Consider the following 17017-nt stretch of genomic DNA (forward strand, 5'->3'; position numbering starts at 1 on the left):
GTAACGCTGCTGTATTTCTCCCCGCACCCGTACAAGAGAATTTATGAACGACGCCGATACCCTCAACGAACTGGTAACTGCTGCCAAAACCAGTTTTGGGCAGTCCATGACGCCTGCTGACCTGGAAAATGCCAAAGCCCAGTTTCTCGGCAAATCGGGCCGCATTACCGAGTTAATGAAGGGTATGGCGCAGCTTTCCGTGGAAGAGAAAAAATCCCGTGGTGCTGCGATTAATCTGGCGAAGCAGGCCATTGAAGCCGCGCTGAATGAGCGCCGTCAGGCCCTTGCCAATGCCGAGCTTGAAAAACAGCTCAAAGCTGAAGCCCTTGATGTGAGTCTGCCAGGTCGTCAGCGTCCGCAAGGCGGCCTGCATCCCGTGTCACTGACGTTGGAGCGGATTGAAGCCATCTTTGGCTCCATGGGATTTGATGTGGCGCAGGGTCCCGAGATTGAAACCGACTGGTTCAATTTCACCGCACTCAATACGCCCGAGGACCATCCGGCGCGCTCCATGCACGACACCTTCTATGTTGAAGGCGGTACTGAAGCTGCGCCCAATTTGCTGCGTACCCATACCAGCCCGATGCAAATCCGTTATGCCGTTCAGCATGTCAAAAAGCACCGCGCGCTGATCGATGCGGGTGGCCGCATGCCTGAGATTCGCGTCATCGCACCGGGCCGCACATACCGCGTGGACAGCGATGCCACGCATTCGCCGATGTTTCATCAGTGCGAAGGCCTGTGGATTGGCGAGAACGTGAGCTTCAAGGATCTGAAGTTCGTGTTTACCGATTTTTGCCGCACTTTCTTTGAAAGCAATGACCTGGTGCTGCGTTTTCGCCCGAGCTTCTTCCCGTTCACCGAACCCAGCGCCGAGATTGACATCCAGTTCCCCAGTGGGCCGCTGGCCGGACGTTGGCTTGAAGTCGCCGGTTCGGGACAGGTGCATCCGAATGTGGTGCGCAACATGGGCCTTGATCCTGAAAAGTACATCGGCTTTGCCTTTGGCATGGGACCGGACAGGTTGACCATGCTGCGCTACGGCGTCAATGATTTGCGTCTGTTCTTCGACGGCGACATCCGCTTTTTGTCCCAGTTCCAGTCCTGACAAGAACAATAAACAAAAGACCAAGGTCAACACCATGCAATTTCCAGAATCCTGGTTGCGCGAATTCTGCAACCCGCCTCTCAGCACCGAGCAACTCGCTGAAATCCTGACCATGGCCGGACTTGAGGTTGAAGAACTCAAGCCAGTCGCTCCGCCATTTATCAACATCGTTGTTGGTGAAATCGTGGAAGCCGTACAGCATCCTAATGCTGACCGCCTGCGCGTGTGCCAAGTTGATGTAGGGCAGGCAAGCATGCTCACCATCGTGTGTGGTGCACCTAATGCGCGTGTTGGCATCAGAGTGCCCTGTGCGCTGGTGGGTGCCGAGTTGCCGCCCGGCGAAGATGGAAAACCTTTCCTGATCAAGGTTGGCAAACTGCGCGGTGTCGAAAGCCAGGGCATGCTGTGCTCGGCGCGGGAACTCAAACTGTCCGAAGACCACGGCGGTTTGCTGGAACTGGCTATTGACGCACCGCTGGGGCAAGACATCCGTGAACACCTGCAACTTGATGACACGCTGTTCACCCTCAAGCTCACGCCCAATCTGGCGCATTGCCTGAGTGTTTATGGCGTTGCGCGTGAAGTTGCTGCCCTGACTGGCGCGCCTTTGAAGACACCATTCATCCCCGAAGCAGCGGTTGACATCTCCGACAAGCTTGCCGTCAAAGTCAGCGCACCCGAGTTGTGCGGCCGTTTCTCTGGCCGCATCGTTCGCAACGTGAATCCGCAGGCATCTACACCCTCATGGATGGTGGATCGCCTGGCGCGTTGCGGCCAGCGCAGCGTGACAGCGCTGGTCGATATTTCCAACTACGTGATGTTCGAGTTGGGCCGTCCCAGCCATATTTTTGACCTGGACAAAATTCACGGTGGACTAGATGTTCGTTGGGGAAAGCCTGGCGAAACGCTCAAGTTGCTCAATGGCAATACTGTTACGGTTGACGAAAAAGTCGGCGTGATTGCTGATGAAAATCAAGTCGAATCCCTGGCTGGAATCATGGGTGGTGATGCAACAGCCGTGTCTGATGAAACGAAGCATGTTTATGTTGAAGCTGCGTTCTGGTGGCCCAAAGCCATTGCGGGCCGTTCACGCCGTTACAACTTTTCCACCGATGCAGGCCACCGCTTTGAACGAGGCGTTGACGCCGGTCAGACTGTGGAACATATCGAACGCATCACTCAACTCATCATGGCTATTTGCGGTACGCCAGACATGGTGTGTGGCCCTATTGATGATCTGCAGGTCAACCTGCCCAAGGCTGCACCCGTGACACTGCGCGTGGCGCGTGCCGCCAAGGTCATCGGCATGCCGCTCACGCAGGCGAAATGCCTTGATGCGCTCCAGCGCCTCGGTCTGGACGTGGTAGTTGGCGAGGGCACGTTGACGGTCACGCCGCCCAGCTACCGTTTTGATTTGCAAATCGAGGAAGACCTGATCGAAGAGGTGGTGCGCATGGTGGGCTATAACCAGCTGCCAGAAACGCCGCCCCTTGCACCCATTACCGCCAGAATCCGGCCAGAGGCCGAGCGCAGCCCGTTTGCCGTGCGCCGTGCGCTGGCTTCACTGGGCTACCAGGAAACCATCAATTTCAGCTTTGTGGAAGAGCGTTGGGAGCGTGAACTGGCGGGTAATCCGAATCCCATCAAGCTGCTGAACCCGATTGCCAGCCAGATGAGCGTGATGCGTTCGTCGCTGCTGGGCTCCTTGTTGCAGGTGCTGAAGTTCAACCTGGACCGCAAGGCGCCACGCGTGAACGTGTTTGAACTGGGTCGGGTGTTCCTGCGTGATGCGCAAAGCCAGAATACCGACACCACGGTGGCAGGTTTTAACCAGCCCATGCGCGTAGCTGGCCTGAGCTATGGCTCAAGGTCGCCATTGCATTGGAGTCAGTCCGACAAGGCTGCGGACTTTTTTGACATTAAAGGTGACGTCGAAGCTTTGCTGGCACCTCTGAAGGCTGTTTTTGCACCGGCAACGCACCCTGCCATGCATCCTGGCCGTTGCGCCAGCGTGTCGGTGGCTGGGCAATCGATTGGTTTTGTAGGCGAGTTGCATCCGCAATGGCGACAAGGCTATGAATTGGCTCAGGCTCCCTTGCTGTTTGAACTGGAACTCGATGCGGTGCTGCAGCGTCAGGTACCAATTTTCAAACCAGTCAGCAAATTGCAACCCGTCGAACGGGATATCGCTGTGATCGTGCAAGAAAGCGTGACCCATGCCGCGCTCATGGCTGCCATTTATGCCGCCAACACACAAGGTTTGCTCAAGGGCGCGACGCTGTTCGATGTCTATCGGCCGCAGCAAGCCAATGCCAGTATGCAACTGGGCGAAAAAAGCCTGGCCATACGCCTGGTACTGTCTAGCGATCTCGCAACCTTGACCGATGAAGCCATCGAGGCTGCCGTTCAGGCCGTCTTGGCAAGTTTGCAAAGCCAGTTGCAGGTTCGACTGCGTGCTTGATGTCTTCATTCAAACCACTGCAATAACAATAATCGCCAGAAGGACGTCCCATGGAATTTTCAGTTGAAAGCCTGGAAACCCCGGCGCTGACCAAGGCGCATCTGGCTGAATTGCTGTTTGAGCAAATTGGGCTTAACAAACGTGAATCCAAAGAAATGATTGACGCGTTTTTCGAGCTGATTTCAGATCGCCTGGTCGATGGGAAGGATGTGAAAATTTCCGGTTTTGGCAATTTCCAGATTCGTACCAAAGCCCCACGTCCCGGCCGTAATCCACGAACGGGGGAGGCCATTCCAATAGAGTCGCGTCGGGTCGTGACATTTCATGCAAGCCACAAGCTCAAGGAGCAGATACAGGGAAGTGCCTTGCTGGGGTTAAAGACAGCAAATATTTTTGCCGAGGACAATGGACCTGTAACTTGACTTCTTTGCGGCAAAGCAAAACTTGGAGTAAATTCAAGGAGTTATTTCACAGGGCATTGATTTAATTGGAGAATTTACTGCCGCCTATTCCCACAAAGCGCTATTTCACCATTAGTGAAGTCAGTAACTTGTGCGGTGTCAAACCTCATGTGCTCCGTTATTGGGAACAAGAGTTTACGCAGTTACGTCCCATGAAAAGACGTGGCAATCGCCGTTATTACCAGCGTCATGAAGTGCAATTGATTCGTAAAATTCGCCAACTTTTGTATGACCAGGGTTTTACCATCATAGGTGCTCGCAACAAGTTGCAGGAATTTGTTCAGATCGAATCTGACAAACAGTTTGGCAGTGACGAAATAGCTGGGGAATGGAAAATGCAGGCGCAGCCGCGTAAAAATGCTTCTCGGCATGGCAGTTCCGAAGATGTAGCCCTATCAGTATGTGCTGTATTTGAAGAGGCAGGTAGCCTGATCTCAAGCGTGACTCCGCCGCTGCTCAAGCTGGTGCGTCATGAGTTGATGGAAATCCGTGATCTGCTCGGTCCATCTCTCTAAAAAATTCTCTACGCAGGTTATAATTTATAGCTGATCGGTGTGTGGCGCAGCCTGGTAGCGCACTTGCATGGGGTGCAAGGGGTCGGAGGTTCGAATCCTCTCACACCGACCATATGAATCAAGGACTTAGCTTCGAAAGGGGCTGAGTCCTTTCTTCTTTTCTGGGTGTGACATGCAAATTGTCCCACTATTGTCCCCACTATTGCCCCCACTGCCGTAATTGCTTGCTGAGCTTTAAAGGGCAGACTTTTTTATCGCGTTGTCCGAGACGGGTAAACCACTACAGATTCCGTCTTGGACCGCTCACTATCGTCGCGTGACTCTTCAGAGGGTTGGCGCATCAGCATGGAGCGGGGCTGGTGTGCATTCTTGAGTTCCCCTTCAATTCTGGCGATTCGTTCGGCATACATTTTTGCCAGTGCGGCGTGGTGTTCGGCGGCTGCCTGGTGTTCGACCCAAGCCAGGTTCGCTTCTTCCAGGTACTCCAGGGATTTGCGAATGTGTGCTTCAGTACGCGGTTCAAATAGATGAAATCTCATGACAACCTCCCGATTGAGATGCGGCCCAATGATTGCAAAAACTAAATAATTTCAAAAAATTTCAGCTTGACATATAGCTTATGCATACCTGTTATTAAAAACTTTGTCAATCAGAACGCACTGATTTTTAGCATCCAAAAAATCAGTGGGCAGGCTCAAGATGCTGAATTCATTCCCGCACGTTGCGCGCAGCCACAGACCGGTTTGTCGAGCATGGCTCAAATGAACGCCGCCAAGGTTCAGGAAGGTAGGCCGGATTGAGTACGCTATCCTTTCCTGGTAGTCCGGGTGCTACGCAGCAGCGAGTTGGCGCTCTGGAAGTTGTCCTGCTGCTGCCGGGGAAGGCGTTCCATCCATTGAAAGCTCGCCGCCCAGGGCTTCAAGCAGGTCGGGGATCAGGTCCGATAGCTCACCCGTCACGATGGCGGCGTCGGCGTCAAAGCCGTCGTCATCCTTGCCATTTTCCTGCACGCCATCAAGCACCACGTCGAGCAGCTTGATTTTCTTTATCTGGGCCATGTCGGTCAGCACGAACGATACACGTTCATTCCACGTCATCGCCAGCTGTGTGGGTACCTTGCCCGATGCGATATGTTCCGCCACTTCGTCGATCTCAAGCGTGTGGCGCGAATAGCGGACGGTCGATTTCTGGTCATCGGGCATCTTGAGTTCGCAGTCGCGGTCCACCGTGAAGCTGACGGGGGCTTCGCGGCTGGCCAGCCAGTGCGCCATGGCAGCGCCGGCCCCCATCGTGGTCTGCACGGGTTTGGCCATGAGGCCTGGGCGGGAGCCGGGGATTTCGCTCAGGGCTTCAATTAGCTGGCTGACCACCTTGTCGGCGCCGGTCAGACTGCCCGAATCGACCACAAGAAATTTGTTGATCGGATCAATCCACAGCGTGGTGGATGAGCGCTTGGTGAAGGCGCGCGGCAAAAGGCTCTGGATGGCTTCTTCCTTGAACTCTTTCTTGATCTTGGCGCTGACGCGTTCACGGCCGGTTTCCTGCTTGTATTTTTCGACCCGTTCCTCTACCTCGGCCTTGACGGCCGAAGCGGGCAGGGGACGGCGCTCGATGCTCAGCCGCAAAATGACCTGCGTACCGACGGTTTCAACCATCACGGTGCTTTTGTTGCCGCGAGGAGGAACCCAGCCGACAGACTCGGGTTGCGTGGCGCCGCAGGGCATGAATTGGGCCGACTGGAGTGCTTCTTCCAAGGCGTCCAGAGGCGGCAGGACAAAGTCGGTGGCAATGCGGAAAAAGGATGCAGATTTGAACATGGATTTCCGATTTTTTTGGGTTCGGGTGAAAAGGGAAGGGACGGCGAAAATGTCCGCCGTGTTCAGGATGTCAAGTGTGCTGGCCCGGAGTGAGCCGAAGCCGGCAGTTCAGTCAATATCAAGCACATGGATGCCGAATCGACCCTTGCGGCGGTCGTCAAAATAGCGCTCCAGCGTTTCCTTGACCGTCTTGAAGGCAATCTCGTCCCATGGAATTTCCGACTCGGTAAACAGCCGGGCTTCAATGGTTTCATGGCCAGGGTTGAATTCGGTACTTAAAAGCCGGGCCCGGTAATAAAGATGAACCTGACCCACGCGAACCACGTTCATGACGCTGAAAAGATCCTGCAGTTCATACTGCGCGCCGGCTTCCTCGTCGGTCTCGCGGGCAGCGCCTTGCGCGGTGGTTTCGCCCATTTCCATGAAGCCGGCCGGCAGCGTCCATTTGCCCCAGCGCGGCTCGATATTGCGTTTGCACAGCAGTACCTGGCCGCCGTCAATGCCCCAGACCGGCACGGTGCCGACGACGTTGAGCGGGTTTTCGTAATGCACGGTAGCGCAGGCCGGGCAGACCGCCCGCTCCTTCGTGTCGCCATCATCGGGCAGGCGATAAACCACAGCGGTGCCGCAAACGCGGCAGTGTTTCAGGGGGGGACGGTGCATCAAATAAGTGTAGCGGCTTTGACGTTTGTATTTGCCAAGAAGAAGATTCATGCCCCGCAGAATGCTATAAAAAATATAGCTTAAAATGCATGGCTATCATGCGCAAAAGGCCTAAATCACCGTAGAAACCGGATATGAGCCCGGTTGGGAACAAGGCCGCTCGCTGCCCGTCTGTGAATCAATCAATCGATCCTGATGCTCAGCGTTTCCAGACCTGTAACGCCTCCGGTCAGGATGTCGCCCGGCACCACGGCTGCCACGCCTTCAGGGGTGCCGGTGTAGATCAGGTCGCCGGGCTGCAGCTCCCAAGCCGCCGACAGGTGTTCAATCGTCTCGGAGATATTCCAGATCAGTTTGGACACATTGCTGCGCTGGCGCTCCTGGCCGCTCACCTGGAGATAGATTTCGGCATGGTTCACATCGCCGGCCTGCGCTGCCGGAGTGATCGGGCCAATCGGCGCGGAATGATCGAAGGCCTTGCCAATGCACCAGGGGCGGCCCTGTTTTTTCATCTCGCCCTGCAGGTCGCGGCGCGTCATGTCCAGGCCCACGGCATAGCCAAAGATGTGCTGGTGCGCATCGGCAGCCTTGATGTTTTTGCCGCCTTTGCCAATTGCCACGACCAACTCGATTTCATGGTGCAGGTTGTGGGTCAGGCTGGGGTAGGGCATGCTTGCGTTGCCGCCGGCCTCAACCGCAACGATGGCGTCGGCGGGCTTCAGGAAAAAGAAGGGCGGCTCACGGCCGGTGAAACCCATTTCCTTTGCATGATCTTCATAGTTGCGGCCGACGCAATAAATACGGTGGACCGGAAAACGGTCTTCAGTGCCGACGACTGGCACGCCAACCGTGGCGGGGGGTGTAAAAACAAAACTCATGGCGGGGATTCCTTTGGAGGTTTGTGCCGGGTTGTGGCTATTCGATCTTGATGCCGCGTGTCTGGATGATATTGCCCAGAATAGCGGTTTCGTCCTTCAGCCGGCCCGTCAGGCCTTCGGGTGAAGTTCCGACGGCCTGCCAGCCTTGCGCGAACAGCTTTTGCCGGGTGTCCGCATCGCGAATGATGCGGGGCACTTCCTCGGCCAGCCGCGCCTGGGCCGCCTTGGACAGGCGGGCCGGGCCAATCAGCGCGGTCCAGACTTCCAGGTTGACATTCTTCAAGCCGGCATCGGCCAATGGCGGCACATCCGGTGCCAGCAGACTGCGTCCGCCAGTCAATCCAATGGCCCTGAGCTTGCCGGAGCGGATGTGCGGCATGGCAATGCCGGGGGGTATCAGCGCCATCTGGATCTGGCCGCCCAGCATGGCCGTGACGACCTGCGGATTGCCTGAATACGGAATGTGCACTGGCGCCATGCCGGGAGATCGGCTTTTGATCAGTTCCATGCCCAGATGCGCGACCGAGCCGTTGCCGACCGAGCCGTAGTTCCACTGGCTGCCTGCCTGCCGGGCCGCTGCAAAAAAATCGGCCCCGCCGGGCAGACTCGCCGGGGCCACCAGCATCAGCGGTGCGGTGGTGAGCAGCGAGATGGGCGCAAAGTCCCTGGCCGGGTCGTAGGGCAGCTTGGCGTAGAGCTGCCTGGCCGAAGTCAGGTTGCCGTTGATGACGACGCCCAGCGTGTGATCATCACTTGCCTTGGCAACCAGATCGGCCGCGATGTTGCCTGAAGCACCCACCCGGTTTTCAATGATGACGGGCTGGCCCAGCGCTTTGGACAGGGGTTCTGCCAGGGTGCGGGCCGACATGTCGGGCGTCGAGCCTCCGGGAAAACCGACCAGGATGTGGACCGGCCGGCTTGGCCAGGCTGCCGTTGTTTCTGATTTTTTCAGGCTATTTTGTGCATTACCGCATAGGGGCAGGGTGCAGGCAGCTATCAAAAATGTAGTGCGCACTACATGGATTGAAAAGGCTGAAAGCTTTTTCAGCCGGGTTCGCATCTGGGGGAGTGGGTTCATTTTTGAGGGAACAGTTTTTTAAAGGCTGGCGGTGCGCAAAAATTGCCTGCCCGCCTTGATTTCGTCTCTGCGATGCGCCGGATCAATCCGATTTGATCAGCAGGTTGAAATGCTCCACCGTGGGCGGCCCCGCAAAAAACGGTCCGACAATCGCGCGCCATTCGGCATAGGCGGATGACTCGCGAAAATCGACGGTATGGTTTTCAAGCGTTTCCCAGAAGATTTGCAGCAGGTAACGCTCGGGGCTTTCGATGCCCTTGTTGACTTTGTAGCCCTGGAAACCCTTGGCGTTGGCAATGACGGTGCGCACGCCGCGTTCGATGGCTTCGTCAAAAGCCGCCTGCTGGCCGGGTTGAATGCGGATGTCGGCAAGTTCAAGAATCATGAAGGCTCCAGTAGTTTGTTGGGTTTTTGGGGAAAGCGCTAACTCTAGCGTCAAATTTCAAGGGTTGCCCGTCATGCTTGACTCAAGGTGGCATACGCCGTCCAAAACCCGTTTTCGGGGGAATTTGCGCCAACCCATGCGACGTATTAAAGTAGTTTTGATGTGTGTCAATCGTAACCAGGCGTCATGGCTGTTTAATAATGGCACTAAATTTGAATTCACGTATATGGAGTAGAACGATGCGCACAGACATGTTTCAGCAGGCGCTGGAGGACCTGAACGGTTCAACAGCCGATATCGAGGCTTCAGCCTTGATATCCACCGATGGCTTGATGATTGCCTCGGCCCTGCCGCATGGCATGGATGAAGACCGGATTGGTGCCATGTCTGCTGCCTTGCTGTCTCTGGGCGAGCGTACCGCCCGCGAACTGGCGCGCGGTACGCTGGCGCGGGTACTGATTCAGGGCGAGCGCGGCTACGTGATCATGAGTTCGGCGGGCCCCGAGGCGGTGCTGACGGTGCTGGCCAAGTCCAATGCCAAGCTGGGCCTGATCTTTCTGGATATTAAGCGGGCCGCCGAGACGCTGTCCAAGCTGATCTAAAGGAGCTGCGATGAGACTTCCCGACATGACCAGGCCGACCGCAGACGCTGTCGAGTCAAGGCTGACCTACACCGACGGCGCTTCCCGAACCGTCTTCGCCACCGAGGTGGAGGTGCCGTTCCCCGAAGGGCGCCTGATTGTGTCGCGCACTGACCTTGACGGCATCATCACCCATGCCAATGACGCCTTTGTCGAGTTGAGCGGCTGGCTGCGCGATGAGCTGATCGGCAAGCCGCACCACATCCTGCGCCACCCCGATATGCCCAAAGTCGCTTTCAAGGATCTCTGGAACACGGTTTCGGAAGGCAAGAAATGGCATGGCTACGTCAAGAATCTGCGCAAGGACGGCTCCTACTACTGGGTCTATGCAACGGCTGTTCCCAATATCCGCAATGGGCAAATTGCAGGCTACACCTCGGTACGCCGCAAGCCTTCGCGTACACGCATTGACGAGCTGATTCCGGTGTACCGCCAGTGGCTGGACCAGGAGAAGGAAAAAACCGCATCATGACCCTCAATTTTCTGATCGCCCCTGATTTTTCCCCCGAGCGTTTTGCCGGCTGGCACATGCTCAACACGCTGCTGCAGCGCCGCTCAGGCATTCACCTTCACCTGCTGACCCCGGCGAGTCCGGCCGAACAGGCGGCCCTGCTGGCCGAGGGCAAGGTCGATCTGGTGTATGCCAACCCGTTTGATGCTGCCGACATGATCCGCAACCAGGGTTATGTACCGTTCGCACGGCCAGCCGAGCGGTTTGACGAGATGGTGATTGCCACCGGGTCTGAATCCAGTCTGCAAAAGCTGGAGGACATCCAGCCCGGCAGCCGCATTGCGCTGACGGACAACAAGGACGTCAAGCTGATTGGCTTGCGCCTGCTGGAGCCGGCCGACCTGAATGAGTCGCTGATCGAGTGGGTTCCGGTAGAGAGTTTTCAGGCCGTTGCACGTCTGACCATCAAGGGCGGGGTGCAGGCCGGTTTTTTCCTGGCCGAAGCCTATGCGTCGCTCACCCGCATGACGCGAAGCCAGCTGCGCGTTCTGGTGGAAAGCCGGATCAGCGACATCTCGCATGTGGTGCTGGCGCACCCGCGCATGGCCGGCGACCTGCCGCGCCTTAGCGAAGCCTTGCTGGGCATCGGGCGTGAGCCTGCTGACAGCGACGTGCTTGAAGCCCTCGGTATTCCCAAGGGGTTTGAACCGATGACCCAGGAAGATGCGGAATTCATGATCGACCTGATGGACACGCTTCTTGACTGACGATGCACAACGACGCGTGACCGGGCCTGCATCTGGCCAGCGAACGGCAAGGCTGGCGGTACGGCGGCACGCCCGGCATCTGCTGCGCGACCCGACCGATGTCGGCTCGCACATGGCGCGCCTGCATGCCTCGCTTGAGCTGGCAGGCGCCGAGCCGGTGCAGGGTGCGCTGGCCGACCTGTTCAGCTGTTTTGGTGCGCACGATGCGCCCCTTAAGCGCACGGCCCTGCAACTCTCGCAGGGCCGTCTTTCGGCGCATGCAACCCGCTGGTTCGAGGCGCAGGTCGCACAGGCGGCACTGCCCGCCATCAATCCCCTGGCGACGCGCTGGAGCGTGCTCGCCCATCCCTCGGCGGATATTTCAACCCGGGCCCGGCGTTGCAGCGTTGACGATTCCCGCATGCTGGCCGGGCAGGCGGTCCTGGCCTTCAGGGCCGCCGACAAGCCGGCTCAAAACGAATTTTTGCACCACTGCGTGACCTGCCATGACAACCTGGCATTCATGCTGGCGCGCCGGGCACTGCTCAAGTCTGGTGCGGCGTTGCCTGGCGACTGGGAAGCGGTCAGCCTGCAACTGGAACAAACCCGGGAGTTGACATGAACGTGGCATTGGTGGGTCTGACCACCCGTGAAGAAGTGGCTCTGGGCATGCTGGTCGGCAAGTCACAGCCAGGCTGGCAGTGCAGCGCGGTAACGGCCGGGCTTGATGAGTCCTTGCCGCCCGCAGACCTGTATGTGGTCGATCTGGCGGGCAGGGGAATGCGGCGCTGGACTGAGGAAGCGCAGAGCGATCTGCTCAAGGCGCTTGATGGCGCGCCTGCTGTGCTGGTTGCACCCGCTTTTGACCAGACCTGGTCGGCGCTGGACAGCCATCTCATGAAAAGCCAGTCGCTGGTGCTGCTGCACAAGCCCTACGGTACTGAAGACATGCGGGCTGCGCTCAAACAGGCCGCAGCTGGCCGCGCAACCCCTGTTCAGCCTAAAGCCTTGCCAGTTGCGCCACCCGCGCCCCATGGGGTGCTTCCCCCGGCATCGGCGCCTCGCGTTATCGCTTCGCCAGTCATGGCTGCAATGTCGCCTTCACCCCCCGTGGCGCAGGAGGACGGAAAGATGACTGCCGGTGAATTCCAGGCCCGTCCTGGCGCTTTTCCCGGGCATGAACCGCCGCTGTTCATGCGCATGCTGGGCGAAGCGCTGGCTCTGCACAATCCATTCGAAGTCCGGGTTTCGTTCCTCAACAGAATGATCTTTCATCCTGATGCGCAATGGATGGCGAGCAACACGCCACTGCCGGTGCTGGAAGATCTGTGTGGGAACGATGCACTCGCTTCAAGCGTCGAGATCGATACGATTGACGACAAGGATGCCATGGCGCGGGCGTTGCGCCTGGGCATGCCGATAGAGCCGCTGGAGTCCTTTCTCTGGAAGCTGGCGCATGAACAGCTGGACAAAAAAGCCTGACTCCGCAGTGTGCTTGCTGCATGAATTTTTCAACACCTCCGTTAAACAATTGCCATGACCTTGACTGCATCTGAATACTTCATGCTGACGCCTGCCGGTGTCTTGCATGCGTTTGCCCACCCCACACCGGACGAGACGGCATCCGCCCTGCAAACGCTGCTGACCGGCGAGCGGTCGCTGAACCTGGCTGCCTGGACCGCTGCTGATCCGCTGGCGCCCAGCGTGCTGGCTGGCGCTCTCGACAGCGGCTGGGTGCAGGTGCTGCACAGTTCCCTGCAGGGCCCCGATGCCCGTCTTGACGATTTCCTGCAGCATGTGATTGCCTCACTGTCGGGCGAGCGCCGTGCCGTTCTGGCCTCTGAAGAAGGCTTTTGCCTGGGCCGCACCGGTGTCGATCAGGACGAGGCCGACATTGTTTGCGCCGCCGCTGCAGACTATTCCGGTTTTGCAGCCCGGCAGGCGCGGCGCGGCTGGGATGGCGGCACGCGCTATGTGTCGTTTCACCGCGACCCGGAATTTTTGCTGCCTGACCATGTGTTCATGCCGTTCTGGGTGGACGGGGCGGGCTACTGGCTGATCCTCATGGGCGAGCCGCTGCTGAACAATCCGGCGCTGGTCGAACTGCTTTGGGGAATCAAACAGGCGGGAACCCGCTTTGCCACCATCGGTTGACAAAACGCATGGGTTCCCGAAAGCTTCCAAACAGGCAAAAAGCCATTTCGGTTTATGCTTTCAGCCATGAAGCTGCACAACTATTTCCGCTCTTCCGCCTCGTTTCGCGTGCGGATTGCGCTTGAACTCAAGGGCCTGATCTACGAATACATTCCGGTTCAGATTGCCAGGGGCGATCACAAGAAAGAGCCCTATGCCGCGCTTTCCGCCGATCACCTGGTGCCGCTGCTGGAGGTCAATGGCGAAAGGCTGTCGCAGTCGATGGCGATCATCGAATACCTTGACGAACTGCATCCCACGCCGGCACTGCTGCCAGCCGATGCATTGGGCCGTGCGAGGGTTCGGGCTCTGGCGCAGTCGATTGCCTGCGAGATTCATCCGCTCAACAACCTGCGCGTCCTCAAGTACCTGGTGCGCGATCTCAAGGTCGAGGAAGAGGCCAAGAACAACTGGTATCGCCACTGGTGCCGGGAGGGGCTGGAAGCTTTCGAACGGCAACTGGTCCAGTTGCCGGCGTCCACCTATTGCTACGGAAACACCCCGACGCTGGCCGATTGCTGCCTGGTGCCGCAAATCTTCAATGCCGCGCGTTTCAATGTGAATTTTGACGGCTTGCCGCTGACCATGGCCGCCTACGACGCCTGCATGGCGCTACCTGCCTTTCAAAAAGCACAGCCTTCGGCATGCCCCGACAGCCAGGCCTGAAGTTGGACAACGCACTTCATCCCGACTGGCTGGTTCCGGACTGGCCAGCGCCTGCCGGCGTCAGGGCGGTGTTCACGACCCGTGCGGGCGGTGTGTCGGCCCTGCCGTTTGACAGCCTGAACCTGGGCGATCATGTCGGCGACCTGCCCGCATCGGTAGCTGCCAACCGCGCCGTGCTGCGACGCGCCACGGGAACAAACCAGGCGGTCTTCATGAACCAGGTGCATGGCGCCAGGGTGCAGTTGCTTGACCCGTCCAGCGCCGACGGCCAGCCTGCCGATGCCTGTGTGACGGTGCATCGCAAGCTGGCCTGTACCGTCATGGTGGCGGACTGCCTGCCGGTGCTGCTGGCGACGCAGGATGGCGAGGTGGTTGCCGCAGCCCATGCCGGCTGGCGGGGGCTGGCCGGCTGCGGCGACCCGCGCGGGTCGGGCGTTATCGAGTCGGTTTATGAGTCTTTTAGTGCTCTTGCGCACGCTGGATATGCGCAGGTAGCTATTAAAAAAATAGCGTGGATGGGGCCGTGCATCGGGCCTTCCGCTTTTGAAGTGGGTGCTGAAGTGAAGCTGGCGTTTGAATCGGTGCAGCCTGAAGCGGCGCGTTTCTTTGTGCCGGTCGGCCCCGGGAAATACCTGGCCAACTTGCCGGGCCTGGCGCGTCTTCGGCTGGAGGCACTGGGCATCACGCAGGTTTACGGCAACGACGGCAGCGCGCCCTGGTGTACCGTTGGCAATCCCTCAAGGTTCTTTTCCCACCGGCGCGATGCCGGCCTCCCGGGCAATGGCTTCGCCACCACCGGGCGCATGGCTGCCTGCATCTGGCTCGATGACTGAACGTGTTGCCGGGCTTGCGTCCAGGCCTGCAGAGGCTGAATGCCGTGCCCGTGCTTCGGCTTCCCGTTGTTTGATGGCCTTGCTGCGCGCAGGGGCTCCCATCAGGTAAACCACCAATACCACCGGACCCACGCCGTAGAGTACAAGGGTGACCAAAGCACCCAGCAGTGTTCCATTGCTGCTCGTGGCTTCGGCAACACTCATCATGAATACTACATACATCCAGGCGATAACGATCAAATACATAAAAAATACATGCCTTCTTGTCAGAATTTCAAAAGTTATTCATAGGATACTGGCATGATGCCCAAGGCGCTTAACTAGACGATGCATCATCGAGGAGACTTTTATGAATTTTGAACCTAGCTGGACACAAGCGGCCCAACAAATGCAGGAAACCCTGGGGGCCGGTCTCACGCAGGCCATATCCTCTCTGGGAGCCGGAACCGCACCTGGTTTTCCTGCAATGGACTTGTCGGTGTTCAAGACCCTGGCTCCATCCCAGCCCTCGATCACCTTCGAGCCATCCAAATTACTTGAGCTTCAGCAGCGCTATATAGCAGGTGCATCGGCTATCTGGAACCAGGGCCTTCAAGCCACCGATGCGGCAGTGGTTGCGCCTGATCGCCGCTTCTCCGATCCGGCCTGGCAGGCCAGTCCGGTTTCAAAATTCCTGGCATCGGCCTACCAGCTCAACGCCAGCACCCTGATGGGCCTGGCTGAAGCCGTTGAAAGCGACGCTAAAACCAAGGCTCGCCTGCGTTTCGCGGTCGAACAGTGGATGGCGGCTTCAGCGCCCAGCAACTTCCTGGCGCTGAATGCCGAAGCGCAGAAAAAAGCCATCGAAACCAAAGGCGAAAGCATTGCCAGAGGCTTGGCGAACATGCTGCACGACATGAAGCAGGGCCATGTCTCGATGACCGATGAGAGCATTTTTGAAGTCGGCAAAAACGTCGCCACCACCGAAGGCGCGGTGGTGTTTGAAAACGAATTTTTCCAGTTGCTCGAATACAAGGCATTGACGGACAAGGTGTATGAAAAGCCTTTCCTGATGGTTCCGCCTTGCATCAACAAGTTCTACATCCTCGACCTGCAGCCCGAAAACTCCCTGATTCGCTATGCGACGGCCCAAGGCCACAGAACCTTCGTGATGAGCTGGCGCAATCCGGATCAGTCCATGTCTGCAAAAACCTGGGACGACTACATTGAGAACGCACCCATCAAGGCCATCGAGGTGGTGCGCGAGATTACAGGCGCCGACACCATCAATGCGCTCGGTTTTTGCGTGGGCGGCACTATTTTGGGCACAGCGCTGTCGGTGCTGGCGGCGCGCGGCGAAAAGCCGGTTGAAAGCGTCACGCTGCTGACGTCATTGCTGGACTTTAGCGACACCGGCATTCTGGATATTTTCATTGACGAAACTTCGGTCAAATACCGTGAAGCCGAGATGGGTAAAGGCGGTTTGCTCAAGGGCAAGGAGCTGGCTTCCACCTTCAGCTTTCTGCGCCCGAACGACCTGGTCTGGAACTATGTCGTTGGCAACTACCTCAAGGGCGAAACGCCGCCGCCGTTCGATCTGCTGTACTGGAACAGCGATTCGACCAACCTGCCTGGGCCGTTTTACGCCTGGTATCTGCGCAACACCTATTTTGAAAACAACCTGATCAAGCCTGGGAAAACCGTGGTTTGCGGCGAGAAAGTTGATCTCGGCAAGCTCGACATGCCGTTTTACATCTACGGCTCGCGTGAAGACCATATCGTGCCGATTGGCGGGGCGTATGCCTCCACGCAAGTTTTGCCGGGCAAGAAGCGCTTCGTGATGGGTGCTTCCGGCCACATCGCCGGCGTCATCAATCCTCCGGCCAAAAAGAAGCGCAGCTACTGGACCAATGACAAGCTGGCTTCCAGCCGGACTTCCGGTGACAAGTACCCTGCCGCGCAGGATGACTGGCAGAAAGACGCGACCGAGCATGCCGGCAGCTGGTGGCCAGACTGGTCCGAATGGCTGCAGGGACACGCAGGCAAACAGATTGCGGCACCAAAAACCTATGGCAGCCGCAAGTACAAGGCCATCGAACCTGCGCCAGGGCGCTACGTCAAGGTCAAAGCCTGAAAAAGAGA

The 17017-nt window shown here is 57.8% G+C and carries 18 protein-coding genes, 1 tRNA gene and 1 pseudogene; 14 read left to right on the forward strand and 6 right to left on the reverse strand.

Features of this window, described 5'->3' with window-relative positions:
- The first annotated feature begins 43 nt into the window (after nt 1-43).
- From pheS to ABLV49_RS06670, 5 genes and pseudogenes are all read left to right on the forward strand, one after another.
- Complete coding sequence (pheS, locus tag ABLV49_RS06650; RefSeq protein WP_349280844.1) at nt 44-1108, forward strand: phenylalanine--tRNA ligase subunit alpha; 1065 nt, start codon at nt 44-46, stop codon at nt 1106-1108.
- A gap of 34 nt (nt 1109-1142) precedes the next feature.
- Nucleotides 1143-3569, forward strand: coding sequence for a phenylalanine--tRNA ligase subunit beta (gene pheT, locus ABLV49_RS06655; RefSeq protein ID WP_349280845.1), 2427 nt, complete (start codon nt 1143-1145; stop codon nt 3567-3569).
- 50 nt (nt 3570-3619) lie between these two features.
- Nucleotides 3620-3991: an integration host factor subunit alpha gene (locus tag ABLV49_RS06660; RefSeq protein ID WP_349280846.1), complete on the forward strand. Its 372-nt coding sequence runs from the start codon at nt 3620-3622 to the stop codon at nt 3989-3991.
- Nucleotides 3992-4056: 65 nt separating this feature from the next.
- Nucleotides 4057-4326, forward strand: a pseudogene (locus ABLV49_RS26010) (MerR family transcriptional regulator); the annotation flags it as partial.
- Nucleotides 4327-4580: 254 nt separating this feature from the next.
- Nucleotides 4581-4657, forward strand: a tRNA-Pro gene (locus ABLV49_RS06670).
- Nucleotides 4658-4796: 139 nt separating this feature from the next.
- Here ABLV49_RS06670 and ABLV49_RS06675 read toward each other — a convergent pair.
- From ABLV49_RS06675 to ABLV49_RS06700, 6 genes are all read right to left on the reverse strand, one after another.
- Entirely contained in the window at nt 4797-5084 is a 288-nt protein-coding gene (locus tag ABLV49_RS06675) for a hypothetical protein (RefSeq protein ID WP_349280848.1), read from the reverse strand.
- A 291-nt stretch (nt 5085-5375) separates the two neighbouring features.
- Entirely contained in the window at nt 5376-6362 is a 987-nt protein-coding gene (locus tag ABLV49_RS06680) for a recombination-associated protein RdgC (RefSeq protein ID WP_349280849.1), read from the reverse strand.
- 108 nt (nt 6363-6470) lie between these two features.
- A complete protein-coding gene (locus tag ABLV49_RS06685; protein ID WP_349280850.1) occupies nt 6471-7025 on the reverse strand; it encodes an NUDIX hydrolase in 555 nt (184 codons plus the stop codon).
- Between the two features lie 182 nt (nt 7026-7207).
- Nucleotides 7208-7903: a fumarylacetoacetate hydrolase family protein gene (locus tag ABLV49_RS06690; RefSeq protein ID WP_349280851.1), complete on the reverse strand. Its 696-nt coding sequence runs from the start codon at nt 7901-7903 to the stop codon at nt 7208-7210.
- A 37-nt stretch (nt 7904-7940) separates the two neighbouring features.
- A complete protein-coding gene (locus ABLV49_RS06695; RefSeq protein WP_349281638.1) occupies nt 7941-8963 on the reverse strand; it encodes a Bug family tripartite tricarboxylate transporter substrate binding protein in 1023 nt (340 codons plus the stop codon).
- A gap of 100 nt (nt 8964-9063) precedes the next feature.
- Entirely contained in the window at nt 9064-9366 is a 303-nt protein-coding gene (locus ABLV49_RS06700) for an antibiotic biosynthesis monooxygenase family protein (RefSeq protein WP_349280852.1), read from the reverse strand.
- A gap of 239 nt (nt 9367-9605) precedes the next feature.
- Between ABLV49_RS06700 and ABLV49_RS06705 the strand changes: the two genes are divergently transcribed.
- From ABLV49_RS06705 to phaC, 9 genes are all read left to right on the forward strand, one after another.
- The gene (locus ABLV49_RS06705; RefSeq protein ID WP_011802192.1) at nt 9606-9968 is read left to right on the forward strand and encodes a roadblock/LC7 domain-containing protein; all 363 of its coding nucleotides are present in this window, start codon (nt 9606-9608) and stop codon (nt 9966-9968) included.
- A gap of 10 nt (nt 9969-9978) precedes the next feature.
- Nucleotides 9979-10479 carry a PAS domain-containing protein gene (locus ABLV49_RS06710; RefSeq protein WP_349280853.1) on the forward strand — a complete coding sequence of 167 codons (501 nt, stop codon included), beginning with the start codon at nt 9979-9981 and terminating at the stop codon, nt 10477-10479.
- Entirely contained in the window at nt 10476-11225 is a 750-nt protein-coding gene (locus tag ABLV49_RS06715; RefSeq protein WP_349280854.1) for a phosphate/phosphite/phosphonate ABC transporter substrate-binding protein, read from the forward strand. The genes ABLV49_RS06710 and ABLV49_RS06715 overlap by 4 nt, the downstream gene beginning before the upstream one ends.
- Nucleotides 11218-11826 (forward strand): hypothetical protein, encoded by a 609-nt coding sequence (locus ABLV49_RS06720; protein ID WP_349280855.1) that lies wholly within the window; start codon nt 11218-11220, stop codon nt 11824-11826. The genes ABLV49_RS06715 and ABLV49_RS06720 overlap by 8 nt, the downstream gene beginning before the upstream one ends.
- Nucleotides 11823-12686, forward strand: a complete 864-nt coding sequence (locus ABLV49_RS06725; protein WP_349280856.1) for a hypothetical protein — start codon at nt 11823-11825, stop codon at nt 12684-12686. The genes ABLV49_RS06720 and ABLV49_RS06725 overlap by 4 nt, the downstream gene beginning before the upstream one ends.
- A 54-nt stretch (nt 12687-12740) precedes the next feature.
- Complete coding sequence (locus ABLV49_RS06730; protein WP_349280857.1) at nt 12741-13358, forward strand: hypothetical protein; 618 nt, start codon at nt 12741-12743, stop codon at nt 13356-13358.
- Between the two features lie 66 nt (nt 13359-13424).
- On the forward strand, nt 13425-14063 hold the full coding sequence (gene maiA, locus ABLV49_RS06735; protein ID WP_349280858.1) for a maleylacetoacetate isomerase: 639 nt from the start codon (nt 13425-13427) through the stop codon (nt 14061-14063).
- Complete coding sequence (gene pgeF / locus ABLV49_RS06740) at nt 14042-14896, forward strand: peptidoglycan editing factor PgeF (protein ID WP_349280859.1); 855 nt, start codon at nt 14042-14044, stop codon at nt 14894-14896. The genes maiA and pgeF overlap by 22 nt, the downstream gene beginning before the upstream one ends.
- Before the next feature lie 349 nt (nt 14897-15245).
- Nucleotides 15246-17009 (forward strand): class I poly(R)-hydroxyalkanoic acid synthase, encoded by a 1764-nt coding sequence (gene phaC, locus ABLV49_RS06745; protein ID WP_349280860.1) that lies wholly within the window; start codon nt 15246-15248, stop codon nt 17007-17009.
- Nucleotides 17010-17017: the final 8 nt, after the last annotated feature.

The sequence above is a fragment of the Polaromonas hydrogenivorans genome (assembly GCF_040105105.1).
Classification (GTDB): Bacteria; Pseudomonadota; Gammaproteobacteria; order Burkholderiales; family Burkholderiaceae_C; genus Polaromonas; species Polaromonas hydrogenivorans.